The organism is Novosphingobium terrae, from assembly GCF_017163935.1.
Taxonomy (GTDB): domain Bacteria; phylum Pseudomonadota; class Alphaproteobacteria; order Sphingomonadales; family Sphingomonadaceae; genus Novosphingobium; species Novosphingobium terrae.
On the sequence record NZ_JABVZR010000001.1, the window covers coordinates 2,258,673 to 2,279,867 of the forward strand.

The window sequence follows — 21,195 nt, forward strand, 5'->3', positions numbered from 1 at the left end:
ACTATGTAGGCGGGTTTTGGCACTGGAAGATCAAGATCTCTTTCCAGGATCGATCCGATCACATTCGAAATAGGGGCCCAGCTTCGCTGGCCTCTGCCGCTCCATTTCCAATCGAGAGGACGCCATGAACGGCATCGTTCGCGTTGCGCTATCACGGCCGCTGACCTTTATCGTGATGGCGATACTTATCGCCATCTTCGGCGTTCTTCAGGCGCTCAGGACTCCGGTCGACATCTTTCCCAACATCGGGATCCCGGTGGTTGCGACCGCCTGGCAATACGCCGGCCTTTCGCCCGACGATATGTCGGGCCGCATCATCACGCCCTTCGAGCGGGTGCTGACCACCACCGTCAACGATATCGACCATATCGAGAGCAACTCGATGCAGGGCATCGGCGTGGTGAAGATCTACTTCCAGCCCGGCGCCAACATCGAGCGCGCCACCGCGCAGGTGACGGCGATTTCGCAAACGGTGCTCAAGCAGCTGCCGCCCGGTTCGACCCCGCCGTTGATCCTGAACTACAACGCCTCGACCGTTCCGATCCTGCAGCTTGCCGCGTCGGGGCGCGGGCTCTCCGAACAGCGACTGTTCGACCTTGGCCAGAACCAGATCCGTCCGGGCCTGATCTCCGTTCCCGGCGTGGCGCTGCCCTACCCCAGCGGTGGCAAGCAGCGGCAGGTGCAGGTTGATCTCGATCCGCAAGCTCTTCAGTCCAAGGGCCTTTCGGCACAGGATATCGGCAATGCGATCGCCGCCCAGAACCAGATCAATCCGGTCGGCTTCGCGAAGATCGGCCGCTATCAATACAATGTCGCGCTGAACAACTCGCCCGAATCCGTCGAGGCCTACAACGACCTGCCGGTCAAGACCGTGAACGGCGCGACCATCTATCTGCGCGATGTCGCCCACGTGCGCGATGGCTATGCACCTCAGCAGAACGTCGTCCATGTCGACGGCAAGCGCTCGGTGCTGATGACCGTCCTGAAGAACGGCAAGAACTCCACTCTGGCCATCGTGCAGGGCGTCAAGGACAAGCTCCCGCACCTGCTTGAGACATTGCCTCCTCAGCTCAAGGTCAACCCGATCGGCGATCAGTCGCTTTTCGTCAAAGCCGCGGTTCAGGGCGTGATCAAGGAAGGAGCCATCGCGGCAGCCCTCACCAGCCTGATGATCCTGCTTTTTCTGGGCTCCTGGCGCTCTACGGTGATCATCGCGATCTCGATCCCGCTTGCAGTGCTCTTCGCCATCGTCTGTCTGGGCGTAAGCGGAAACACGCTCAACATCATGACCCTGGGCGGCCTGAGCCTTGCCGTGGGCATCCTGGTCGACGATGCCACGGTGACGATCGAGAACATCAACTGGCACCTCGAGCAGGGCAAAAGCGTCATGCAGGCCATCCTCGATGGCGCGGCTCAGATCGTGACCCCTGCCTTCGTGTCCTTGCTGTGCATCTGCATCGTTTTCGTGCCGATGTTCTTCCTACCCGGCGTTGCGGGCTTTCTGTTCGTCCCCCTCGCGCTGGCCGTGATGTTCGCGATGATCGGATCCTTCGTCCTGTCGCGGACCCTGGTTCCCACGCTCGCGATGTATCTGCTCCGGCCGCATGCTCAGGAGCACGGCGAGCACGCACATGCGCCCTCCCGCAATCCGCTGGTCCGGCTGCAAAAGGGCTTCGAGACAAGGTTCGAGCGCATTCGCATCGGCTACGGCGACCTGCTCGGCAAGGCTCTGGAAGCCCGGGCGATCTTCTCGATCGGCTTCCTGGCCGTGGTCATCCTGTCACTGTTCCTGGTCCCGCTGCTGGGCCGCAACTTCTTCCCCAGCGTCGATGCAGGACAGATCACCCTGCACGTCCGCGCTCCCGTGGGCTCGCGCATCGAGGACACATCGGCTCAATTCGATCTCATCGAGCGCAAGATCCGCGCGATCATCCCGCCGGCTGAACTGGCGACCGTCGTCGACAACATCGGCCTGCCGGTGTCCGCCATCAACGCCACCTATAACAACTCGGGGACAGTCGGGCCTCAGGACGGCGATATCCTGATCACCCTGAACAAGGAACATCGCCCGAGCGCCGACTACATCCGCAAGATGCGGGAGCAGCTGCCCCGGTCGTTCCCCGGCACGGATTTCGCCTTCCTCCCCGCCGACATCACCAGCCAGATTCTGAATTTCGGCGCACCCGCGCCGATCGACATCCAGATCGTCGGCAAGAACGCCTCGGCGAACCTGACCTATGCTCAGGACATCCTGCGCGAACTCAAGGCTGTTCCCGGTGTGGCCGATGCCCGCATCCAGCAGTCTTCGAGCTATCCGGAACTGAAGGTCGCGGCCGACCGTAGCCGGATCAGCCAATATGGCCTGACCGAGCGCGACGTCACCACGTCAGCGGCCAATGCCCTGGCAGGAACCTCGCAAACGGCACCTGTCTATTTCGTCAACCCGGAGAACGGGGTGTCCTACAGCGTGGTTGCCCAGGCACCCGAATACCGGATCAGTTCACTCAACGAACTGAGCAATGTGCCGGTGACCGGGGCCGCAGGCACCCAGCCCCAGATCCTGGGCGGTGTGGCGCATTTCCAGCGCACCGGTTCGAACGCCGTGATCAGCCACTACAACATCGAGCCCATCATCGACATCTACGCCACGCCTTCGGGACGCGATCTGGGCGCGGTGGCACATGACATCGACACGGTGATCGCCCGGATGAAGGCGAAGGCGCCCAAGGGCACGATCGTCGCCCTGCGCGGCCAGAATGTGACGATGGGCGTGGCCTTTAACGGCCTCTTCTTCGGCCTGCTGGCAGCCATCGTTCTGATCTACCTGCTGATCGTCGTGAACTTCCAGAGCTGGCTCGACCCGTTCGTGATCATCACCGCCCTGCCAGGCGCCATCGCCGGCATCGTCTGGATGCTGTTCATCACGGAAACGCAGCTTTCCGTGCCGGCCCTGATCGGCGCGATCATGTGCATGGGTGTAGCCACGGCCAACTCGATCCTGGTGGTCAGCTTCGCCCGGGCGAAACTGGAAGAGCTCGGCGACGCCACCAAGGCTGCGCTGGAAGCTGGCATGACCCGCTTCCGTCCCGTCCTGATGACGGCGCTGGCGATGGTGATCGGCATGATGCCGATGGCCATCGGCTTCGGCGAGGGCGGCGAGCAGAACGCCCCACTCGGCCGCGCCGTGATCGGCGGGCTCCTGGTCGCCACTTTTGCCACCCTCATGTTCGTCCCTGTCGTTTTCTCGATCGCCCATCGCAAGAGGCAGGCGGCCCCCGCCGCCCGTCTGGAGGAATCTCATGTCTGACACCACCATCCACCCTGACGAACCGGCGCGGGGAATCGAAAGCGGGACGTTGAAGAAGATCGGGATCATCGCGCTCATCGTCGCGATGCTGGTCGTCGCCTGGGGCGTGTTCAGCCGTCAGCGTTCGGACACGCGCCTGGCGGAATGGACCCAGGACCAGACCATCCCCACCGTCGACGTGATCAAGCCCATGGGCATGGTCACTGACAACGCGCTGGTGCTGCCCGGCACCGTGCAGGCCTTCAATTCGGCGCCCCTCTACGCCCGCACGAACGGCTATGTTCGCAAGTGGTTCGTGGACATCGGATCGAAGGTTAAGGCGGGCCAGACGCTGGCGATCATCGACACCCCCGAGGTCGACCAGCAACTGGTCGCCGCGCGCGCCGAACTCCAGACCGCCAAGGCCAATGAGGCCCTTGCCTCGACGACATCGGTCCGCTGGGCGACCCTTCTGCGCAAGGATGCCGTTTCCAAGCAGGAGACTGACGAAAAGTCCGGCGATCTTGCCGCAAAGAAAGCCGTGACCAACGCTGCGGCTGCCAACGTCAGCAGGCTGCTTGCCCTGCAGGGCTTCTCGCGCATCGTCGCTCCTTTCGACGGCGTTGTGACCAGCCGCTCCACCCAGATCGGCCAGCTGGTGACCGCTGGCGCCGGAACGGCAGTGCCTCTCTTCACGGTATCGGACGTCAGGACCGTGAGAATCTATGTCCGGGTGCCGCAGGCCTACCGCGCAGGTCTGCGGGCCGGTCTGAAGGCAACGATGACCTTGCCCGAATACCCCGGCCGCAGCTTCGACATCGTAATGGCGAGAACTGCGGATGCGGTGGACCAGCAATCCGGGTCCGAGCTCATCGAACTCCAGGCGCAGAACGCGGATGCTGCGCTTTCCCCTGGTGCCTACGCCCAGATCAAATTGCCCGTTTCCGGGACGAACGGCTCGGTTGTCGTGCCCGCCAGCGCGATCCTCTATCGCAGCGACGGCACGCTGGTCGCGACGGTGGGCGCTGACAACAAGGCCACCCTGCACAAGATCCAGATCGGCCGGGACATGGGCGACACGCTCGAGGTGACCGCCGGCGTCAAGGCCGATGACAAGGTCATCGACAGTCCCCCGGATTCGATCCGCACAGGCGACACGGTGCGCATTTCGGGTCAGGAAAGAGGTGCTTCCCATGCGAAATCCTGAGCGCCTCCTTCGCGCGGTCTGCCTCGCGCCTCTGGCGCTCATGGCCGGCTGCTCGCTGGCTCCCGCCTATAATAAGCCCACCCTGGCTACGCCGGCGTCCTACAAGGAAATGCCAGGCGGATGGACAAGTGCGTCTCCGTCTGCCGATGCGCCCGTTGCAGCCTGGTGGACCAGCTTCGGTGACAGCACCCTCAACCAGCTCGAAGAGCGCGTTGAAAAGGGCAACCCTTCGTTGGCCATCGCGCTGGCACGCTATGACGAAGCGAAGGGGGCTTTGCGCCAGACACAAGCGGACCTCCTGCCGCAAATCGCGGCTGGAGGGAGCGCGCAACGTGATCGCGTATCACGAAACCGGCCTCTGACCACGGGCCAGGCGGCGACCTACAACGAATATCAGGCTGGCGCTTCGCTGGCCTGGGAAATCGATTTGTTCGGGCGTATCCGCAATGGTGTGAAGGCGGGTCGCGCGGAAGCCCAGGCGAGTGCCGCAGACGTCGCCGGGGTGAGGCTCGCGCTACAGACGCAGCTCGCCGCCGCCTACTTCCAGATGCGCGGCCTCGATGCCCGGGAGGGCCTGCTTCGCCAGACGGTCGAAGCCTATCAGCGTGCTTTCGACCTGACCGGAACGCGACATGAGGGCGGCATCGCTTCGGGACTCGACACCAGCCGGGCCCGGGCGCAGTTGACGATCGCGCAGGCGGAACTGGCTGGCATCAGTGCCCAGCGAGCGGCATTCGAACATGCCATTGCGGTGCTGATCGGCGAACCTGCATCGTCCTTCAGCCTGCCTGCCGATGCCAGGCTGCCTGGACCACCTTCATTTCCGACAGCGACGCCCTCTATTCTGCTGCAGCGCAGACCGGACATCGATGCCGCCGAACGTCGGGTCTACGCGGCCAATGCCAGGATCGGTGTCGCTCGCGCGGCATTCTTCCCTGCCATCTCGCTTGGGGGCGCTGGCGGCTATCAGACGACGGGCCCCAATCTGCTGAGCGCTGCCAGCAGCTTTTGGGCTCTGGGACCGGCAAGCCTGTCGCAGACGGTGTTCGACGGTGGCAAGCGGGCGGCGGGCGTCCGCATTGCACGAGCCAGCTTCGAGGAAGCTGCGGCCAGCTACAGGCAGACAGTGCTCACGGCCTTCAAGGAGGTCGAGGATGATCTTGCCAATGGCCGCGACCTCGTGAAGCAGGAGGATGCGATGCGTAATGCGGTTGATGCCGCCGATACGACCCGTGAACTCGCCCTCACCCGCTACCGCGATGGGGCAGCCGACTACCTTGATGTGGTGACAGCCCAGACTGCGGCACTCGACGCTGAGCGGAGCCTCCTGGATTTGCACACCAGGCAATTGACGACAGCGGTCGATACAGCTCGTGCCTTGGGTGGGTTCGTCCAGCTCCCGCGGGAGGCGTATGATGATCGAGACGCGCACCCGAACATGAGGAGATAGCTGCGATGCCTTCCATCCGAACCGAAATCGTCCAAGCCAGAAAATTCGGCCATTTCCCGCGAGATTTTGGCGCGTGAAAAACGGCGACCGAAGATCTTTTGAGCCTGCGGCCAAGGTCCACGGGGAGTTCGAATGCTCAACGAGCTGAGGACCTTTCAAGCGATCCCCGATACCGGCAGCCCTACCGCCGAGGCTATCGGTTAGGCGCTTCGCCCTGACGCCGCAGGTAGGCTATTATGTCAGCTCGATCGAGCTTGTCCTCGACGCCCGGAAACTGCATCGAGGTGCCGGGAATCATCTTCTTGGGATTGCCGATCCAGCGGTCGAGAGTGGGAATGTCCCACCTGCCGCCCTTGTCCCGCATGGCGGCGGTATAGCCGAAGCTGGCGCTGTTCGTTCCCAGGGGCTTTCCATAGACCCCGAAGAGATTTGGGCCGCCACGGTCGGTAGCTCCGTCGGTGTCGGAATGGCAAGCTGTGCACTGGCCAAATTTGGATGCGCCGGAGTCAGCGTCAGCAACGCGCATCAGATCGTCGAGGGTGGGATTCGCACCTGCTGCGGTCAGGCGCTCCTGGTGGCGATCCTCATGGCAGCCGCCGGTCAGAACCAGAGCGGCCAGCAGGAACCCACACGCCAGCTTCGCAGGACCTCGCCCGGGATTTTCATGCTGGACAGTTTGCTTCCGCCAGGCAGCTTCACGTCCGGCAGGAACGTTCATGTCTCTTGGTCCCTCTTCGGAATTTCGATGCCGCCGGCATGCAGCCACTGCTGTAGCCTGAAGCTCATGGAGTTGAGACGATGCGCGTTGCTCCCAGCGGCATGAATTGTCCAGCCTAATCGATATGAAGGAGGGCGGCAGCCAACAGGACTTGCACGGGTGCGGCTTCGAGCGCTGCGGCGAGCACCGCTATGCACCCCGTGCTTCAGATAATTGACCAAGTCCTAGGAACCTGATCCGTGCCCTGCACTTCCATTTCGCTGGAGGTGCATCATGCCCGCACGCGCTTATTGGCAAGGACAGATCCGGCTGGCGCTGGTGTCGATCCCGGTAGAGGTCTACCCGGCCACGCGCTCGGGCGCGGCCATCAGCTTCCATCAGATCCATGAGCCCAGCGGCAAGAGGGTACGCTACGAGAAGGTGGTGCCCGGTCTGGGCCCGGTGGACCGCGACGAGATCCTCAAAGGCTATGAGGTCGAAAAGGGCGAGTACGTCCTGCTGGACGAGGAAGAGATCGAGGCGGTCAAGATCGAGAGCCGCAAGACGCTGGAACTGGTGCAGTTTGTCGAGAACGGCGCGGTCGATGTGCTCTATTATGAAAAGCCCTATTTCATCCTGCCCGCCGACGATCTGGCGCAAGAGGCCTATGTCGTGCTGCGCGAGGCCCTGAGGCAGACCGGCAAGGCCGGATTAGGCCAGCTTTCGGTGCGCGGGCGCGAGCAGCTTGTTTCGGTGCGCCCCTGCGGCAAGGGCCTGATCATGGAGGTGCTGCGCTATGCCGATGAGGTGGCCAAGGTGGCCAGTCAGTTCAAGGATCTGCCCACCGGCGACCCCAGCGAGGATCTGATCGAACTGGCCACCACGCTGATCGAGAAGAAGACCCACCCCTTCAAGCCCGAGGCCTTCCGCGACCATTACATCGACGCGCTCCACCGCCTGATCGAGAAGAAGCGCAAGGCCAAGGGCGGCAAGCGCATTCTGGAGGATGTGGAGGAACCCGACGGCGCCAAGGGCGGCAATGTCATCGATCTGATGGCGGCTTTGAAGAAGTCGGTGGGTGGCGGGGAAAAGGCTACCCCGAAGAAACCAGCCGCGAGCAAGCCGCGCAAGGCAGCGCCAAAACGCAAGCGCGCCTGACATGGCGCGCGCCGATCCGCTCAAACCCTATCGTGCCAAGCGCGATTTCACCCGCACCAGCGAGCCTGCCGGTGATGAAGCCATTGCGCGGGCTGCGGATGGCAAAGGCCCGATCTTCGTCGTGCAAAAGCATGATGCCACCCGCCTGCACTGGGATTTCCGGCTGGAGGTCGATGGCGTCCTCAAAAGCTGGGCCGTCACGCGCGGCCCCAGCGTCGATCCCGCTGACAAGCGCCTCGCCGTGCGCACCGAGGATCACCCGATGTCCTATGCCCATTTCGAGGGCAACATCCCCAAGGGCGAATATGGCGGCGGCACGGTGATGCTGTGGGATCAGGGACATTGGGCGCCGGTGGAGGGCAAGAGCGCCAAGGATATCGAAGCGGGCCACCTCCACTTTTGCCTCTTCGGCGAGCGGATGAACGGCGAATGGCTGCTGGTCCGCATGAAGCCGCGCGGGAAAGAGAAGCGCGAGAACTGGCTGCTGCGCAAGGTGCAGGATGCCCATGCCGGGCAGGGCGACATGCTGGTGGAACGCAACCTCACCAGCGTGCTGACCGGGCGCAGCATGGCGCAGATCGCGGCAGATACGGGCGGCACGCAATCGCTGGCGGGGAAGAAAGGCAAGGCCTTTGCAGAGGTGATGCAGCAGGCCGAAACCCATAACCGGAAGAAAGCCAAGGCCGCCCGTCCACGCGCTAAAACCCGGAGGGTTTCAGGCCCGCCCACGTTCGAACCGGTCCAACTGGCCACGCTGGTCGATAGCGTTCCGACCTCCAACGCCTGGATGCATGAGATCAAGTTCGACGGCTATCGCATTCTTGCTGCCGTTGCCGGGCAAACGGTGCGGCTGTTCACCCGCTCGGGCCTCGACTGGACGGAGAAGTTTCCGGCCATCGCTCAAGCGCTGACGCGGCTCGACCTGCCCGATGCTCTGATCGATGGCGAGATCGTCGCACTGGACTCCAAGGGGAACCCCAGCTTCTCCGCGCTGCAGGCCGCGTTGAAAGGCGATGGGCAGGCCCCCATGGCCTTCTTTACCTTCGACCTGCTGCGCCTTGCCGGGCAAGATCTCAAACCGCTGCCCAACATCGAGCGCAAGGAGCGACTGGAGGCCTTGCTCGCCGACGCCCAGCCGCCGCTCCATGTCGCCGACCATGTTATCGGCTCGGGCGAGGCGTTGCTCACCGCCATGTGCCGGGCGGGACAGGAAGGCATCATCGCCAAGCGCATCGATGCCCCCTATCGCGGGAAACGCAGCCGTGACTGGCTGAAGATCAAATGCACGCTGCGGCAGGAGTTCGTCATCCTCGGCTGGACAGAGAGCCCCGCCAAGGGCCGGCCCTTCGGCGCCCTGCTGCTGAGCCAATGGGAAGGCGGGACGCTGACCTACAAGGGCAAGGTCGGCACCGGCTTCGACACCGGCCTGCTGGCCGATCTGGCACGCACCATGAAGCCCCTCGCCCGCAAGACAGCGGCAGCAGAGGTCCCCCGAGCCGAGACGCGCGGCGCCCATTGGCTCCGCCCCGCGCTGGTAGCCGAAATTACGTTCGCCCAGTTCACCGCCGAGGGGCGTGTGCGCCATGCCAGCTTCGTCGGGCTGCGTCAGGACAAGAAGGCCAGCGATGTGACGCCGGAAACCAGCCAGCCCGCACCCGAAGCTCCCATCATCGCCATCACTCACCCGGACCGCGTCCTGTTCCCCGAAAGCGGGCAGACCAAGGGCGATCTGGCATCCTATTATCAGGCCATCGCCCCGCTGATGCTGCCCTTTGCCGCTAATCGTCCCTTGAGCCTCGTGCGCTGCCCGCAGGGCCGGGCCAAGCAATGCTTCTTCCAGAAGCACGACAGCGGCTCCTTCGGCGAGCATGTCTTTCATGTGCCGATCACCGAAAAGGACGGCGGTGCCGAGGACTATCTCTACCTCACCGAGGCGCAGGGCCTGCTGGCCTGCGTGCAGATGGGCACCATCGAATTCCACGGCTGGGCCTCCACCGCACAGCATGTCGAACAGCCCGATCGCATGATCTTCGACCTCGACCCGGATGAGGGGCTGGATTTCGCGCAGGTCAAGAAGGCCGCCAATGACATTCGCCGCCAGTTGGCCGATCTCGGGCTGGTCAGCTTTCCGCTGCTCTCGGGCGGCAAGGGGGTGCATGTCATCGTCCCCCTGCGCCCCGGCCATGACTGGGAGGCGCATAAGGATTTCGCCAAACGCTTCGCCGAAGCCATGGCGCTCAGCGAACCCGACCGCTTCACCGCCACCATGAGCAAGGCCAAACGCAAGGGCCGCATTTTTATCGATTGGCTGCGCAACCAGCGCGGCAGCACGGCGGTGCTGCCCTACTCCACCCGCGCCAGAGAAGGTGCCCCTGTGGCCGTGCCCGTCGATTGGGACGAGCTGGATGGCATGGACCATGCCCATCCCTTCTCCATCGCCAATGCCACAACGCTGATCGAGCGCGCGCAAAGCAAGGCGCTCAAAGGCTGGAGCTTTGCAGATCAAACGCTGCCCGATCTTTGAGCAGAGTATTTTTTGGCTTCCCGACATCAGTCCTAGGACCGTTCCGAATGTAGTAGGCGCGACACCTGAGCGGCCGCAGCAGCGCCACTGTAGCCCCGACTGCGCGACGCTTGCGATCACGGCTGGGGCAATCGATCGGTCTGCCAAGCAGGCTCGCATCGGTGATCACATGGGCATCTGTATGGTAGAGCGCATCGGCACCGCCATTGGTGCGCGCTGTTTGGAATTTCGCAGCTTTCTTCTCCGACCATGCCTGGGCGCCTCAATCGGGCAAAACTGCCCGCGCCATCTTGGCCTCATAAAAGAAGATGCCATAAGGATATCTCTCTCAATCATGCGTGATGACAGGGGATCTGGACTTGTCCGTTTATCTACACGGCCTTGCCGTGAAAAACTTTCGCGGCATCGACAATGAATGGCAAGAGGTCATGGGCATGGCCCGGTTCAATTTCTTCATTGGCCCGAACAATGCCGGAAAGTCGACTGTCCTCGATCTGGTTCATCGCTACTTCCCACTCAACCGGATCCAAGAACGGACGCCGCTCCCTCTCGATCTTCACCGCAGCGAGGCTTACGGACGCTTTGCCATTCGGGTCGCTTCACCGATCGCCCCTCTAAGGAAGCAGTTCGAGGAAGAGTTCAGAGGCGAGCGACGCGTCATCAGTTGCCTCAACACAGCACTGGATTGGCTTGCCAATGGCGGTGATCAGATCATCCTGGAAACCAAAAATCCGTCGCGTGATAAGGCTAGCTGGGTAGGCCGCAGCGATCAGGTAACGCTCACCAACCTCATCACCGATAGTGACTTGTCGTGGGCTTGGAACAAAGTGACCCGACGGACTATGGGCAGCCGGGATCTATGGGCTCAGGAGATCGCAACCTATCTGCTCAAACCGCTCGATCTCATCCTGCCGCAGATCCTCCTCATTCCCGCCTTCCGCCGAATAGGCCCTGGTGAACATTCCGGCGATGTCTCCGGGGTGGGCCTGATCGACCAGCTTGCCCGGTTGCAAAGCCCCCCGCATGACAGGCAAGAAGACAAGGACGTCTTCGAGAAGATCAATTGCTTCGTGCAGGACGTCACCCACCGCCCAGACGCAAGAATCGAGATCCCCTACGACAGGGATCACATCCTCGTTCACATGGACGGGCGTATCCTGCCGCTTGAAAATCTTGGAACGGGGGTGCAGCAGGTCATCATGCTGGCCGCCTTCTGCACCGTCTACGACGATCGCATCATCTGCCTGGAAGAGCCTGAACTTCACCTCCATCCCCTGCTCCAGCGCCGCCTCATCGATTATCTCGACACCAACACCAATAATCAGTATCTTATCGCCACTCATTCAGCGGCCTTTCTCGATCAACAGAATGCCGCCATCTACAGAGTCTGGCAGGAACAGGGCGCGACACGCATACGCCGCGCCGTATCCAAACAGCAGCGCTTCGAGATCTGCGAAGATCTGGGTCATCGGGCCTCGGACCTGCTGCAATCCAACGCCATCATCTGGGTCGAAGGCCCATCCGATCGGATTTACCTCAAACACTGGTTGAAGCATGTCGCTCCCGAACTCGAGGAGGCCTTGCATTTTTCGATCATGTTCTACGGCGGCCGCCTGCTCAGTCATTTGAGCGCCGACGACGAGGTCGATGACTTCATCAGATTGCGAGATCTGAACAGGAATGTCGCAATTGTCATCGACAGTGACAGGACGCATGCCAGGGACAGCATCAATCGGACGAAGCAACGTCTGCTGAAGGAACTTGCGGTGACTGGCTTTGCCTGGTTGACCAAGGGCCGCGAGATCGAGAATTACGTTCCGCATGACCTGCTGCAGGACGCTGTCAGACGGTCCGTGACAAACTACCTCCGCCCAGCCGAGGGCGGAATTTATGACCATGCGCTCCACTATGTCCGCAAGGGAAAGCGGCCTCGCGACCCCGAGGAGCGAGTGAAAGATGTCGACAAGGTGCGGATCGCCCGTGCCGTTTGTGAACAAGAGGCTGACCTCTGCCCCCTCGACCTCGAGCAACAGGTGAGGAAACTTGCCAAATTCATCAGGGCAGCGAACAGTCTGCAAGGACCGGAACATCCTGCGTAACCCAGGCTCCGCCTGACGGCGACCATGGAAGCAGGCCGTCGGCACGCCTGCTTCCGAAACCGGCCGTATGCTTGGCCGATCAACCTACATCTGCTGCCGTGCTCACCTGGACCAAAATCGACATCGTTATATTTGAAAAAATGACAGCAGGCATTTCACGCTATTTGAGATAGTGATCCGGAATTGGCATTTGATCAGGCCTGTTTAGCTCGCCAGTCACAGCCTTGGTAAAAAGCGTGAGCCATCGGTGCTGAAACTGATCTTCATCCTCGCCGTCCACAGCGAAAGGTCCATAAGCTGCGCTCGTAGAGCCCATCGTGTTTGAGAACGCGATCTGAAATTCCCGATCCTCTGGCTCCAGAGAGAATGGCTCATCCGCGCCATTTCTCCTTACACTGAAACTCCAAAAAGCAGTTTCTCGCCAACGATAGTTTGGATCGTCCTTCGATCGTCCAAAAAATAATGTTGAACTCCATTTATAATCACGATCTTCCGGCATCGCACGGCCTACATACATGATTGGAATGTCTTCAATGCTTTTCGCCGGGCGGGCCATCTTGGCCCGTTTTACGGAGAGTGTGGCGCTAGCCACGACTTCCCACGCTGAGTTAAAGCCATTTGATCCAATTTCTGGCCGCACCGCTCTCACGCCTGAAAATGAGAGCGTGCCACGACCAAGTGAAATTTCATTTTTTGATTTGCGGACATTATCCGATGCGGAAACAATTGCTGCCCACAAGCGGCTAATAATTGCTTCAAAATCATTACTAGCTTCATTTATCAGGTCTTTACGCTGACGCTCTACTGCAGCTTTCGCTTCAGCGGCAGCTTCGGCGGCAGCCGCTTCGCGAGAAACCTGCCCCGCTGCGGCAAGGAGGCCTGCATGTGCAGGCCGCTTGTTCGCGGACTCGACCGACCCGATAACTTCGATACAACGCGCTACAGTTGGCCTTGACGCCGGCGATTTCCGCAACATCTGCCCGACGAATGCAGCCAGACGAGGATCTCCGCCAAGTGCGGGCGCGACCGTGTGAAGGTGAGCCTCCCTGATTTCATCCTGAGATCCCGAAAATGGTGGGGCACCATTCAAAATTGTATGCACCATGCAGCCTAAGGCATAGACATCCGTCGCATGAGAAGGGGCCTCCCCTCGCCATTGTTCTGGCGCGCCATAGGCAGGTGTCAAACTACCACGAAGAGTGTGTAGGGATGTGCTATCCTCGACGAACTTCGCAATGCCGAAATCAGCTAGGCGCCAGCGACCCTCGAAATAAAGAACATTCCCAGGTTTGAGGTCCCGATGAACAATGTCGCCCACTTCACTCAGACCGTCCAAAACATCGAGGATGATCGCTTTAGCTTCAGTCAGAGTTAAGACGCTCTTGTCGTTAACTTCGTCTTGGAGGCTCCGATCACAGATTGGCATAATCAGAAAATAACTATCAGAATCAGAATCTTGACCATAGTCAATTACCGGAACCACATGATCAAGTTTCCGCCCGGCAAGGGATTGACCGATATTCATTTCCCGATGAGCGGCCTCGCTTGCAGTCAGCTTGAGGCGCTTGACCGCGACGGGTCCGATTGCGCCGGAACCACGAAACACCTCGCCAAATCCGCCGGGGGGCCCCAGTCGCTTTGCCTCGTCGAACGTCCACTCAGCGTTGTTCAATCGAATCGTTGGCATGCCGCCCTCCTTCCGAGGACGCTAGATGAGTGCGCCCGATTCGCGCAATATCGTTAATTTTCAGACTTCGAGCCGCGCATAAATGCTGCTCCTGCGGCGGCGCGCTTCATGCGGATCACAGCGCCGCTCGCAACATGCTTGCGCGCGGGCAACTCGGGGCCTGATGGTCTCATCTTCGGATTCGACCCGAGCGAAGCGTGGCGGGGCGCCCCGATCTCAGGAAAGCCAAGCATTGGCCAGGCGTCTCCACATTGAATGCGATCGTCTGCTGTCTCGTCTTTCGGGCGGAAGGGACGCCCACTTTTCGTAGGGAGAGACATGCGATCGCTGTCAGTGACTTGAGCGGCTCCAATCGCATGTGTATCGTGCTCAACGGATCAAAAATTGGGGGCGAATTACCATGCCGGACAGCTACTGGCGGCATCTACTTCATCGACCTCGGCGATCTCATCGCAATCGTGACTGGCGGAAGGAACTGGCCTCTGTTCCAAGGCATCTTTGCCGACAAGCAAGGCTTCACCGTCGACATCCAGCGGCTCAATGCATGGCGCCGACCGGTGATGCATGGACGCAGGATCGATCCCGTTCAGTTTGTCGAGCTTCTGTTCGTCGTGAACCGCCTGATGGCGTCGATCAGAGATTCGACCCATTGGCAAAACCACTGGAACGACGAGGAATGACCTGTTCCTCCGTCCTGCACGCAGGCGCTGTGCCGCTCATGCAGGACGGAAGGCAGGGGGCAAGCTCGGCGCCAGGTGCAGGCGACGCAGTCATCCCCCACTATCTCTAGAGGTTGTAGAACGCCTCGATATCGCGCTTCAGCGTGGCAACGCGCTGTTTCAGATGTTGCCATTCGCCTTCCTCACTCTGGGTTGCCGCCATATGGAGGAAGACACTGACCTGGTCAGATGCCGCTTGCGACCGCTGGCTTAGCAGTCGATGCAGTTCCGTCTGCACATAGAGCAGAGAGGGACGGTCATTGGGCGATACTGCCAAACAGGCCTGCACGAGCCCCGCCAATTCATGATCGTCCAACGGCTGGGCGATAGGACAGCCGGCGGCGACCCAGTTCCGCCAGAAGTCGTTCTGCTGCCACCGATTGAAGCCCGGATTGATGTGGCGATGCCAGTCGTGGCTGGATTCCCCGATCGGATGTATGCCGCAGGACATGAGTTCGTGAAGTATGATCCCCAACACGAAGACGCTGGTCTTTTCGCTAAGACCGGCCTTTGCCCATTGCTCGGGGGCCATATAGGGTCGAGATCCGGAATGCTCGCCGATTTCGGCTGCAAGATTGACGCTGCCGAAGTCGGCGACCAGCGGGCGCAGCCAGAAGCCGGCCTTCGGGAGCGCGATCGTGGCCGCAAGATCGCGAACGAAGATGTTTTCCGGCTTCAGGTCCTGATGGACGAGACCGCGGGCATGACAGTGGGCAAGGCCTGCCGCCAACTGAACCAACAAGGCCAACCGGCCATCGTCTTTCCAATTTTCGTCCTCGATGAAATCGGAGAGATCGCCTTCCCAGCGCCGGAAAAAGGCGACCGGCGTGCCCATGGTGAAGATCACGTCGAAGGGCCAATGCACGTTGGGATGATAATGTGCCGAAGCCTGGAGATTGATCTCTCGCAGGAAGCGCTTTGCCCGCTCTTCCGGCGGAAGATTTTGGGTCCACTTGGGAAACTTGGCGCAGGTCAGACGAGGCTTGACGTTCCTACCGTTGTCAAGAAAGACGATCTCTCCCGAAAAGCCGGCGCTCCTGTCCATCGCACTCTCGGCCTTTGCGAGAAAGGCAAGATGTTGCCCCCGCTGTTCGGGGGACAGGTCGTAGAATGGCTCGGACATAATCATGGCTTCCCTGTAAATGAGGCAAGGCCCCCGCGTGCATCAGTTGCAAGGCGGCCTCGGATGGGCATTGAAATTTCAAAAAATCCAAACTCTTCCGATGCGCTCCTTTCGTGATGGCTTCGCTGCAGGCGACTCAACCCCTAAGCGCCGACGGAGCAACCAACCCTGGCAGGGATGGTCAAGCTGAACACCAACGAAATACCTATGGGGCCATCGCCGACCGCGCTGGCAGTGCTGAAGTCTTCCGTTACTGCGCTGCTAGCGCTCAGCCCCGAGCGCCCTGCCGTTCGGACGGTGACTTCCGAAAAGCAGCCAGAAGGCTTCGGCGATTGGCATCAGCGTGGGCGCATCGAGGCGTTCGACGACATGCTGGCCGAGCAGGACGTCGTTTCTGAAGGCCAGAGGTGTCGGATAGCCGTCACCGACGATCATGCCGGAACCCTTGGCTCCGCAGACGCTGACCAGGATCACCCAGGGCCCGTCGATGCCATGGGGCCGCAGCTGCATCTGCGTGGCGCTAGCCATCGCCAGGAGCCCCTGTTCGAAATGGCCCGGCCAGACCAGGCGGCGCTCCACCCCGTAGACGTCGCGAACGCCGCCGATCACGAAGGCAGCATCGACCCGCCCGGTGCGAAAGGTCATGGCATAGGCCTCGACCCTGCCGTCCTTGTCGACGGGCCCGTGCTGCAGGACACCCTCGATCGTATCGAGCGCATATCCTCCCCCACGGACGGGCACGACGGCGTTGTCGCGCGTCACGGCGATCTGGCGCTCTTCCCGAAAGAGCCCGAGTGGCGCGATCGAGACCACCGTTGTCGGGAATGCATCCAGCGCGAAAGGCATGTCCACGCCCTGCGAGGCGGCGATCGCCTCGGCGTGAAGCTGGCGGAACTGCTGCGGCAGCTGCGCCGCGCCGGTGAACGCATGACGCAGATCGTGGACGTCCAGCTCGTATTTCCCACGGCTGTTGCGCCCGTAGAAGCGCGCGCCGTTCCTGAACGTCACGCGATGAGGCGCGCTCAGGCTGCCGGGAATGCGCAGGACCAGGGCGCTACGCCCGTTGGCAAGCGGCACCCGGCTCGTCCTGACGCCGATCAGGCGCGGATCGACACCGGTCTGCAGCTTGCCTTCGAGCCTGAGGATCGCGGCATCCGGGTCGTCAGCCTCCACTCCGGTAACAGCCGCCGCCACCCCGTTGGCCTCGTCGATGCCGTAGACGATGTCGCCGCCCTGGGCGTTGGCAAAGGAGGTCACGTCGGCGAGGAACTCGCGGGACGCCTCGTCACCGCCGCCAGGCAGATCACGCTTGAACTCGAGGGAGCGGCCTTCCGATATCTGATCGTCAACCAGGCGCTGAAGTGCCGCCTCGTCGATGGCGTCGATGGGCATTTCGATCATGAGGCCGTAACGTCCCTTGTCTGAAAGGCATTGTCTCGAAATATGGTGGCAAGGCCCGCCAAGCAGGCAAATTTCGATGCCGTATGGCTACTCGGCTTCCATCAGCATGGCCTGAACGCGGAGGTTGACCTGCTCGACCCTGGAATCCTCGGGAAATCTCGCCACGGCGACCTTCCAGACTTCGAGCGCCACCTCGGGCAGGCCCGTGTTCCAGAGCAGGCCGCCCAGATTGAAGACCGCCGCAGCGTGGGCAGGGTCGAGCTCCATGGCGCGGAAATAGGCTGCCATGGCCTCCAGGGGCTCGTCGAGATGCTCATAGGCGATTGCCAGCTCGCACCAGCTCTGGGCGTCAGGCTGAATGTCGTGGGCCTGCTGCTGCAGCAGCGGAAGGCTTTCCTCGAAGCGGCCAAGGGCGTTGAGCACGACGGCCAGGCAGTAGCCATATTCGCCGTCGGCCAGGTCATAGGCTCTCCGGTAGCAGCGCTCGGCCTCGTCCAAGTCATCCTCGCGCTCCGCCCAATGGCCTAGACGATCCCAGAGATAGGCCGCCCCGTCGTCACCGCAATGTTCCGCGACGGCTTCAAGCTCGGTCCTGCAGTCCTCGTAGGTGCTTTCAAGGTCATGGTGGGTCATGCTGAGGTAGAGCGTGGCCGACAGAAGCTCCACCCGGGCCCCGACGTCATCCGGATGCGTGAGCAGGTAGAAACGCCAGAACGTCAGGGACAGGCGCGCGTTGGACTGCGAGGCCCTGCCGAAGCTGCCAACCTGTCGGCGACACCATGGCCAGATCCACGGATGGGCGGCAGCTTCGGTCAGCAGCGTGCCGATCTCACGAAAGGCGCTGCGCCCCTCGCCCAGGTTGAACAGCGTGTTGATCCGCCAGCCAGCGACCTGCAGCAGCTTGCCCCGGCTGCCGTCTCCGGTCATGACCTTGTCGAAATGCTCGAGAGCGGTATCGAATTCGCCCAGGCGCATATGGTGATGCCCCATCGCGACATGGGCTTCGGGAAGCGAGGAGTTCCTCCTTAGGGCCTCGCGATAGCAGGCGACACCCGCCTCGCTCTCTCCCAGCCGGGACAGGCAGGTCCCCAGGTTCTTGTATAGCCAGGATGAAAGGTCCGGCATCGCCATCAGTTTCGGGTCCGCCATCGCGGCCTCGTATTCGATCCTTGCGTTCGCGTCCTCGCCGAGCGCCACGAAGGCATTGCCGATGTTATATCGCACTGCGCTCGACATGAGCCGTCCGTCGTCGAGCCTGCGCCTGAAGTATGAGATCGCCTCGCGGATGCGGGGGGAGGACGAGCCGTTGCCGTCAAGCCCGAGATTGATCTCAGCCATGTAGCAGTGCCCCATGCGGTCGTGGTCCGGTCCGAAAAGGGCGGAGAACTTTTCGAATGCGGCGGCGATCACGTCGTCGGCACCGTCGCTGAAGAGCTGCCCCAAGAGCCGAAAGGCGGCATCTCCATCGTCAGGAATATATAGATCAGGGACGGAACGCCGCAGCCGCGCGCTCAGTTCGGCGGGATCCGCAGCGGCTTGGGATTCGCGTCGGGTGCGCTCGGCGCTCGCGTTCGACCGGGCCAGCGCCGCAACGCTCTTCAGGCGATCCACCGTCAGGATCTCGGTAAACACGACGGACACCGTCTTCTGCTTGGTCCAGTCGACCTTCCCATGTTCATAGCGTCGGATGACGGCTTCGGCGGAGCAGATGAACAAGGATCGGCTAGGAAGGTGGAAGCAGACGTAGAAGCTGTAGGGGTTCATCGCGAGATAGTTGAGGTTGGCCTTGGTCACGTCGATGCTGACCGACCCGTCCGCACGCAGGGGCTTTTCGGTCCCCTTCACCTGCACATGCACCCTGATGTTGGTCATGCCGCCGTCGATCGCAACCTCAAGCTGGCAGTCGGAGCCATAGTCCTTGCGGTCCGGGCCCTGGACCGTGAATGCCCCGCTGGCCAGCACCTGCCTCTCGAAGGCCGCGAGAGCCTCATCCTCGACGACGTGATTTCGGTCTTGCCGCGGCAGGTTATCGAAATGGTTCATAAGGAACTTTTCTTCGAGCGTCGGCCAACCCTTGAGGACGGTCGTTCATGCAGGCCAAGTGATCGGTCTCCTGCGCCAATAGCGATCAGCGCCGACGCGCCTTGGTCTGGTCCCGCCCACCGGAGCGGACCTGCCTGCACTCACGACGGAAGGTTTCGTAGCTGAAGCGCGGAACGGCCTGGCCAGCATAGAGGTGATGTTCACCCTGACGCACGCGATGGATGTCCTGAAGCACCTCAGCATAGCCGTCGCGCATCGTGATGCCGGATGCTTTGACGCGAATGGCATGGTGCCTGCGCAAAGCCCGCGCGATCCGCCTCGCTTCAGCAGGCGCCTGGCGACGAGGGCGCAGCGAGGGTAGGCCGGCCTTCTGGCGACGGTGCTCGGCGAGCCAGCGCCTCACTGTGCCGGGATTGGCGTATTCGCCGAACCGTGTGCGGAGTTCGTCCGTCCAGTGTTGATGGAGGGCGATGGCGATCGCCTTTTCGCCGTTAGGCACGTCCAGTCCGTCGAGGAGTTCGCAATGTGCGCGGATCACGGGATCCCAGTCGGATAGCACCTGCTGCTGCACCTTCTCGGCAGGCTGCGCGGACTCGAGCCGATAGTGGACGACGGTCGGCGTGTTCCGATCCAGCCTGCTTCCGGCACGCGCCCTAGTCGACACCGACTGCACGACGAAATCTTCCGCGATCGCTTGGCCGAAGCGTTCTAGGACGGTGGTCTGGATCGACGGGTCGTGGATAACGACCGTGATGCTCGGCTTTTTCTCGTCGAAATCGTCCATGCCGTCATCCGCCCCGATGCTGAAAGTGTTCGTGCCGTCCTGCAGATCGGAAGCCTCCCGACCGGCGTCAAGCGCACCGAACGAAATTTTCTCTTCGGTCGACGTCGCCGCGTCGCTGCGCGGGCCGAGCCCGCAGCGCTCGGTCAACTCGGGAAGGCGTATGAAAGCCTTGGGCAAATTTACCGCAGGAGGCGGGCATCGGGTCATCGGGTCGTCCATCGCAACGCGCCCGTCCTTGGCCCAGGCGGATCGCAATCAGGGTTGGACGCCCGCCGTTCACGTCCTCGAAGATGAGGGCGGCATCGACGGTCGCCTGGCCTTCCCCCGTTTTAGGATCGTCTCAAAGATCGCGGAAGGGCTCGCAGCCATTTTCTCGCAGGGCGCCTCTTCGCTTTAGCGCAGATCCTGCGGATGGCCTCGACCCCTTGGAAGCATTAAGATCCACCGACTTCCAGGATCTGAAAAGCGGTTGTCGCAACCGGCTGCCTGGGGGAAGCAGTTTGCTGCCAGATCATGAAACGACCGTGATCTCGAACGGTTGGAAACCGGCTCGCCTCGCGTGCACGGAGAGTTTCAGATCTCTTATCTCTTATCCAGTAAGATAGATAAGTAAGAGATCTGAGCGCGAGCGCGAGCGTGACCGCGCGCATGCGGCAGCTCCTTTCGAATATCAACAATTTCATACTGTTGATTTTCAAGATATTTTTAATTTCTTTCGAAAATCACTCAGAAAAGCTCGTGGTTAATAAAGGTAAAAATTTCTGCAGTTATGCAGATGTGTGCATGTGAACACCGGATATCGCCCGGAAATTATGAACATGTGTGCTCCGCTATCCCCGAGTCGTGGCTCATCACGCGCGCACATGTGTGCATAACCCCGGCAGCTTCGAACCAGTTCTAACCACTTTTGCGGCTACACCTGTGCATAATGGCATCCGCCTTCGTCATTGCTATCCGGTCGCAGGTTACACATGTGCATAATTTGTCGAGGTCCACGCCCAATTCGGGTCACACATG

13 protein-coding genes are annotated in these 21,195 nt (G+C 61.3%); 7 read left to right on the forward strand and 6 right to left on the reverse strand.

The features are described from left to right. Positions 1–124: 124 nt before the first annotated feature. The 3 genes from HGK27_RS10255 to HGK27_RS10265 are packed head-to-tail and all read left to right on the forward strand — an operon-like array spanning position 125 to position 5,943. A complete protein-coding gene (locus tag HGK27_RS10255; protein ID WP_206240434.1) occupies positions 125–3,307 on the forward strand; it encodes an efflux RND transporter permease subunit in 3,183 nt (1,060 codons plus the stop codon). Next, positions 3,300–4,493: an efflux RND transporter periplasmic adaptor subunit gene (locus tag HGK27_RS10260; protein WP_206240435.1), complete on the forward strand. Its 1,194-nt coding sequence runs from the start codon at positions 3,300–3,302 to the stop codon at positions 4,491–4,493. Before HGK27_RS10255 ends, HGK27_RS10260 begins: the two co-directional genes overlap by 8 nt. Beyond that, entirely contained in the window at positions 4,480–5,943 is a 1,464-nt protein-coding gene (locus tag HGK27_RS10265; RefSeq protein WP_206240436.1) for an efflux transporter outer membrane subunit, read from the forward strand. Before HGK27_RS10260 ends, HGK27_RS10265 begins: the two co-directional genes overlap by 14 nt. 193 nt (positions 5,944–6,136) lie before the next feature. Here HGK27_RS10265 and HGK27_RS10270 read toward each other — a convergent pair whose 3' ends face one another. Then, positions 6,137–6,661, reverse strand: a complete 525-nt coding sequence (locus HGK27_RS10270; RefSeq protein WP_206240437.1) for a c-type cytochrome — start codon at positions 6,659–6,661, stop codon at positions 6,137–6,139. Between the two features lie 273 nt (positions 6,662–6,934). Here HGK27_RS10270 and ku point away from each other — a divergent pair, with 273 nt between their 5' ends. The 3 genes from ku (at position 6,935) to HGK27_RS10285 (ending at position 12,421) form a co-directional block, all read left to right on the forward strand. Beyond that, on the forward strand, positions 6,935–7,798 hold the full coding sequence (gene ku / locus HGK27_RS10275; protein WP_206240438.1) for a non-homologous end joining protein Ku: 864 nt from the start codon (positions 6,935–6,937) through the stop codon (positions 7,796–7,798). A 1-nt stretch (position 7,799) separates the two neighbouring features. Then, a complete protein-coding gene (ligD, locus tag HGK27_RS10280; protein WP_206240439.1) occupies positions 7,800–10,322 on the forward strand; it encodes a DNA ligase D in 2,523 nt (840 codons plus the stop codon). A 341-nt stretch (positions 10,323–10,663) separates the two neighbouring features. Next, positions 10,664–12,421, forward strand: a complete 1,758-nt coding sequence (locus tag HGK27_RS10285) for an ATP-dependent nuclease (protein WP_206240440.1) — start codon at positions 10,664–10,666, stop codon at positions 12,419–12,421. Positions 12,422–12,581: 160 nt separating this feature from the next. On the opposite strand, the gene HGK27_RS10290 is transcribed toward HGK27_RS10285, so the two are convergent. Further along, positions 12,582–14,108 carry a serine/threonine-protein kinase gene (locus HGK27_RS10290; protein WP_206240441.1) on the reverse strand — a complete coding sequence of 509 codons (1,527 nt, stop codon included), beginning with the start codon at positions 14,106–14,108 and terminating at the stop codon, positions 12,582–12,584. A 356-nt stretch (positions 14,109–14,464) separates the two neighbouring features. Here HGK27_RS10290 and HGK27_RS10295 point away from each other — a divergent pair, with 356 nt between their 5' ends. Then, entirely contained in the window at positions 14,465–14,788 is a 324-nt protein-coding gene (locus HGK27_RS10295; RefSeq protein ID WP_206240442.1) for a hypothetical protein, read from the forward strand. 106 nt (positions 14,789–14,894) lie between these two features. Here HGK27_RS10295 and HGK27_RS10300 read toward each other — a convergent pair whose 3' ends face one another. From HGK27_RS10300 to HGK27_RS10315, 4 genes are all read right to left on the reverse strand, one after another. Then, entirely contained in the window at positions 14,895–15,950 is a 1,056-nt protein-coding gene (locus HGK27_RS10300; RefSeq protein ID WP_206240443.1) for a protein kinase domain-containing protein, read from the reverse strand. A 261-nt stretch (positions 15,951–16,211) separates the two neighbouring features. Then, positions 16,212–17,351: an AlbA family DNA-binding domain-containing protein gene (locus HGK27_RS10305; RefSeq protein ID WP_206240444.1), complete on the reverse strand. Its 1,140-nt coding sequence runs from the start codon at positions 17,349–17,351 to the stop codon at positions 16,212–16,214. Positions 17,352–17,438: 87 nt separating this feature from the next. Continuing rightward, positions 17,439–19,394 carry a DUF4365 domain-containing protein gene (locus HGK27_RS10310; RefSeq protein WP_206240445.1) on the reverse strand — a complete coding sequence of 652 codons (1,956 nt, stop codon included), beginning with the start codon at positions 19,392–19,394 and terminating at the stop codon, positions 17,439–17,441. An 85-nt stretch (positions 19,395–19,479) separates the two neighbouring features. Then, positions 19,480–20,397 carry a hypothetical protein gene (locus HGK27_RS10315; protein ID WP_206240446.1) on the reverse strand — a complete coding sequence of 306 codons (918 nt, stop codon included), beginning with the start codon at positions 20,395–20,397 and terminating at the stop codon, positions 19,480–19,482. Positions 20,398–21,195: the final 798 nt, after the last annotated feature.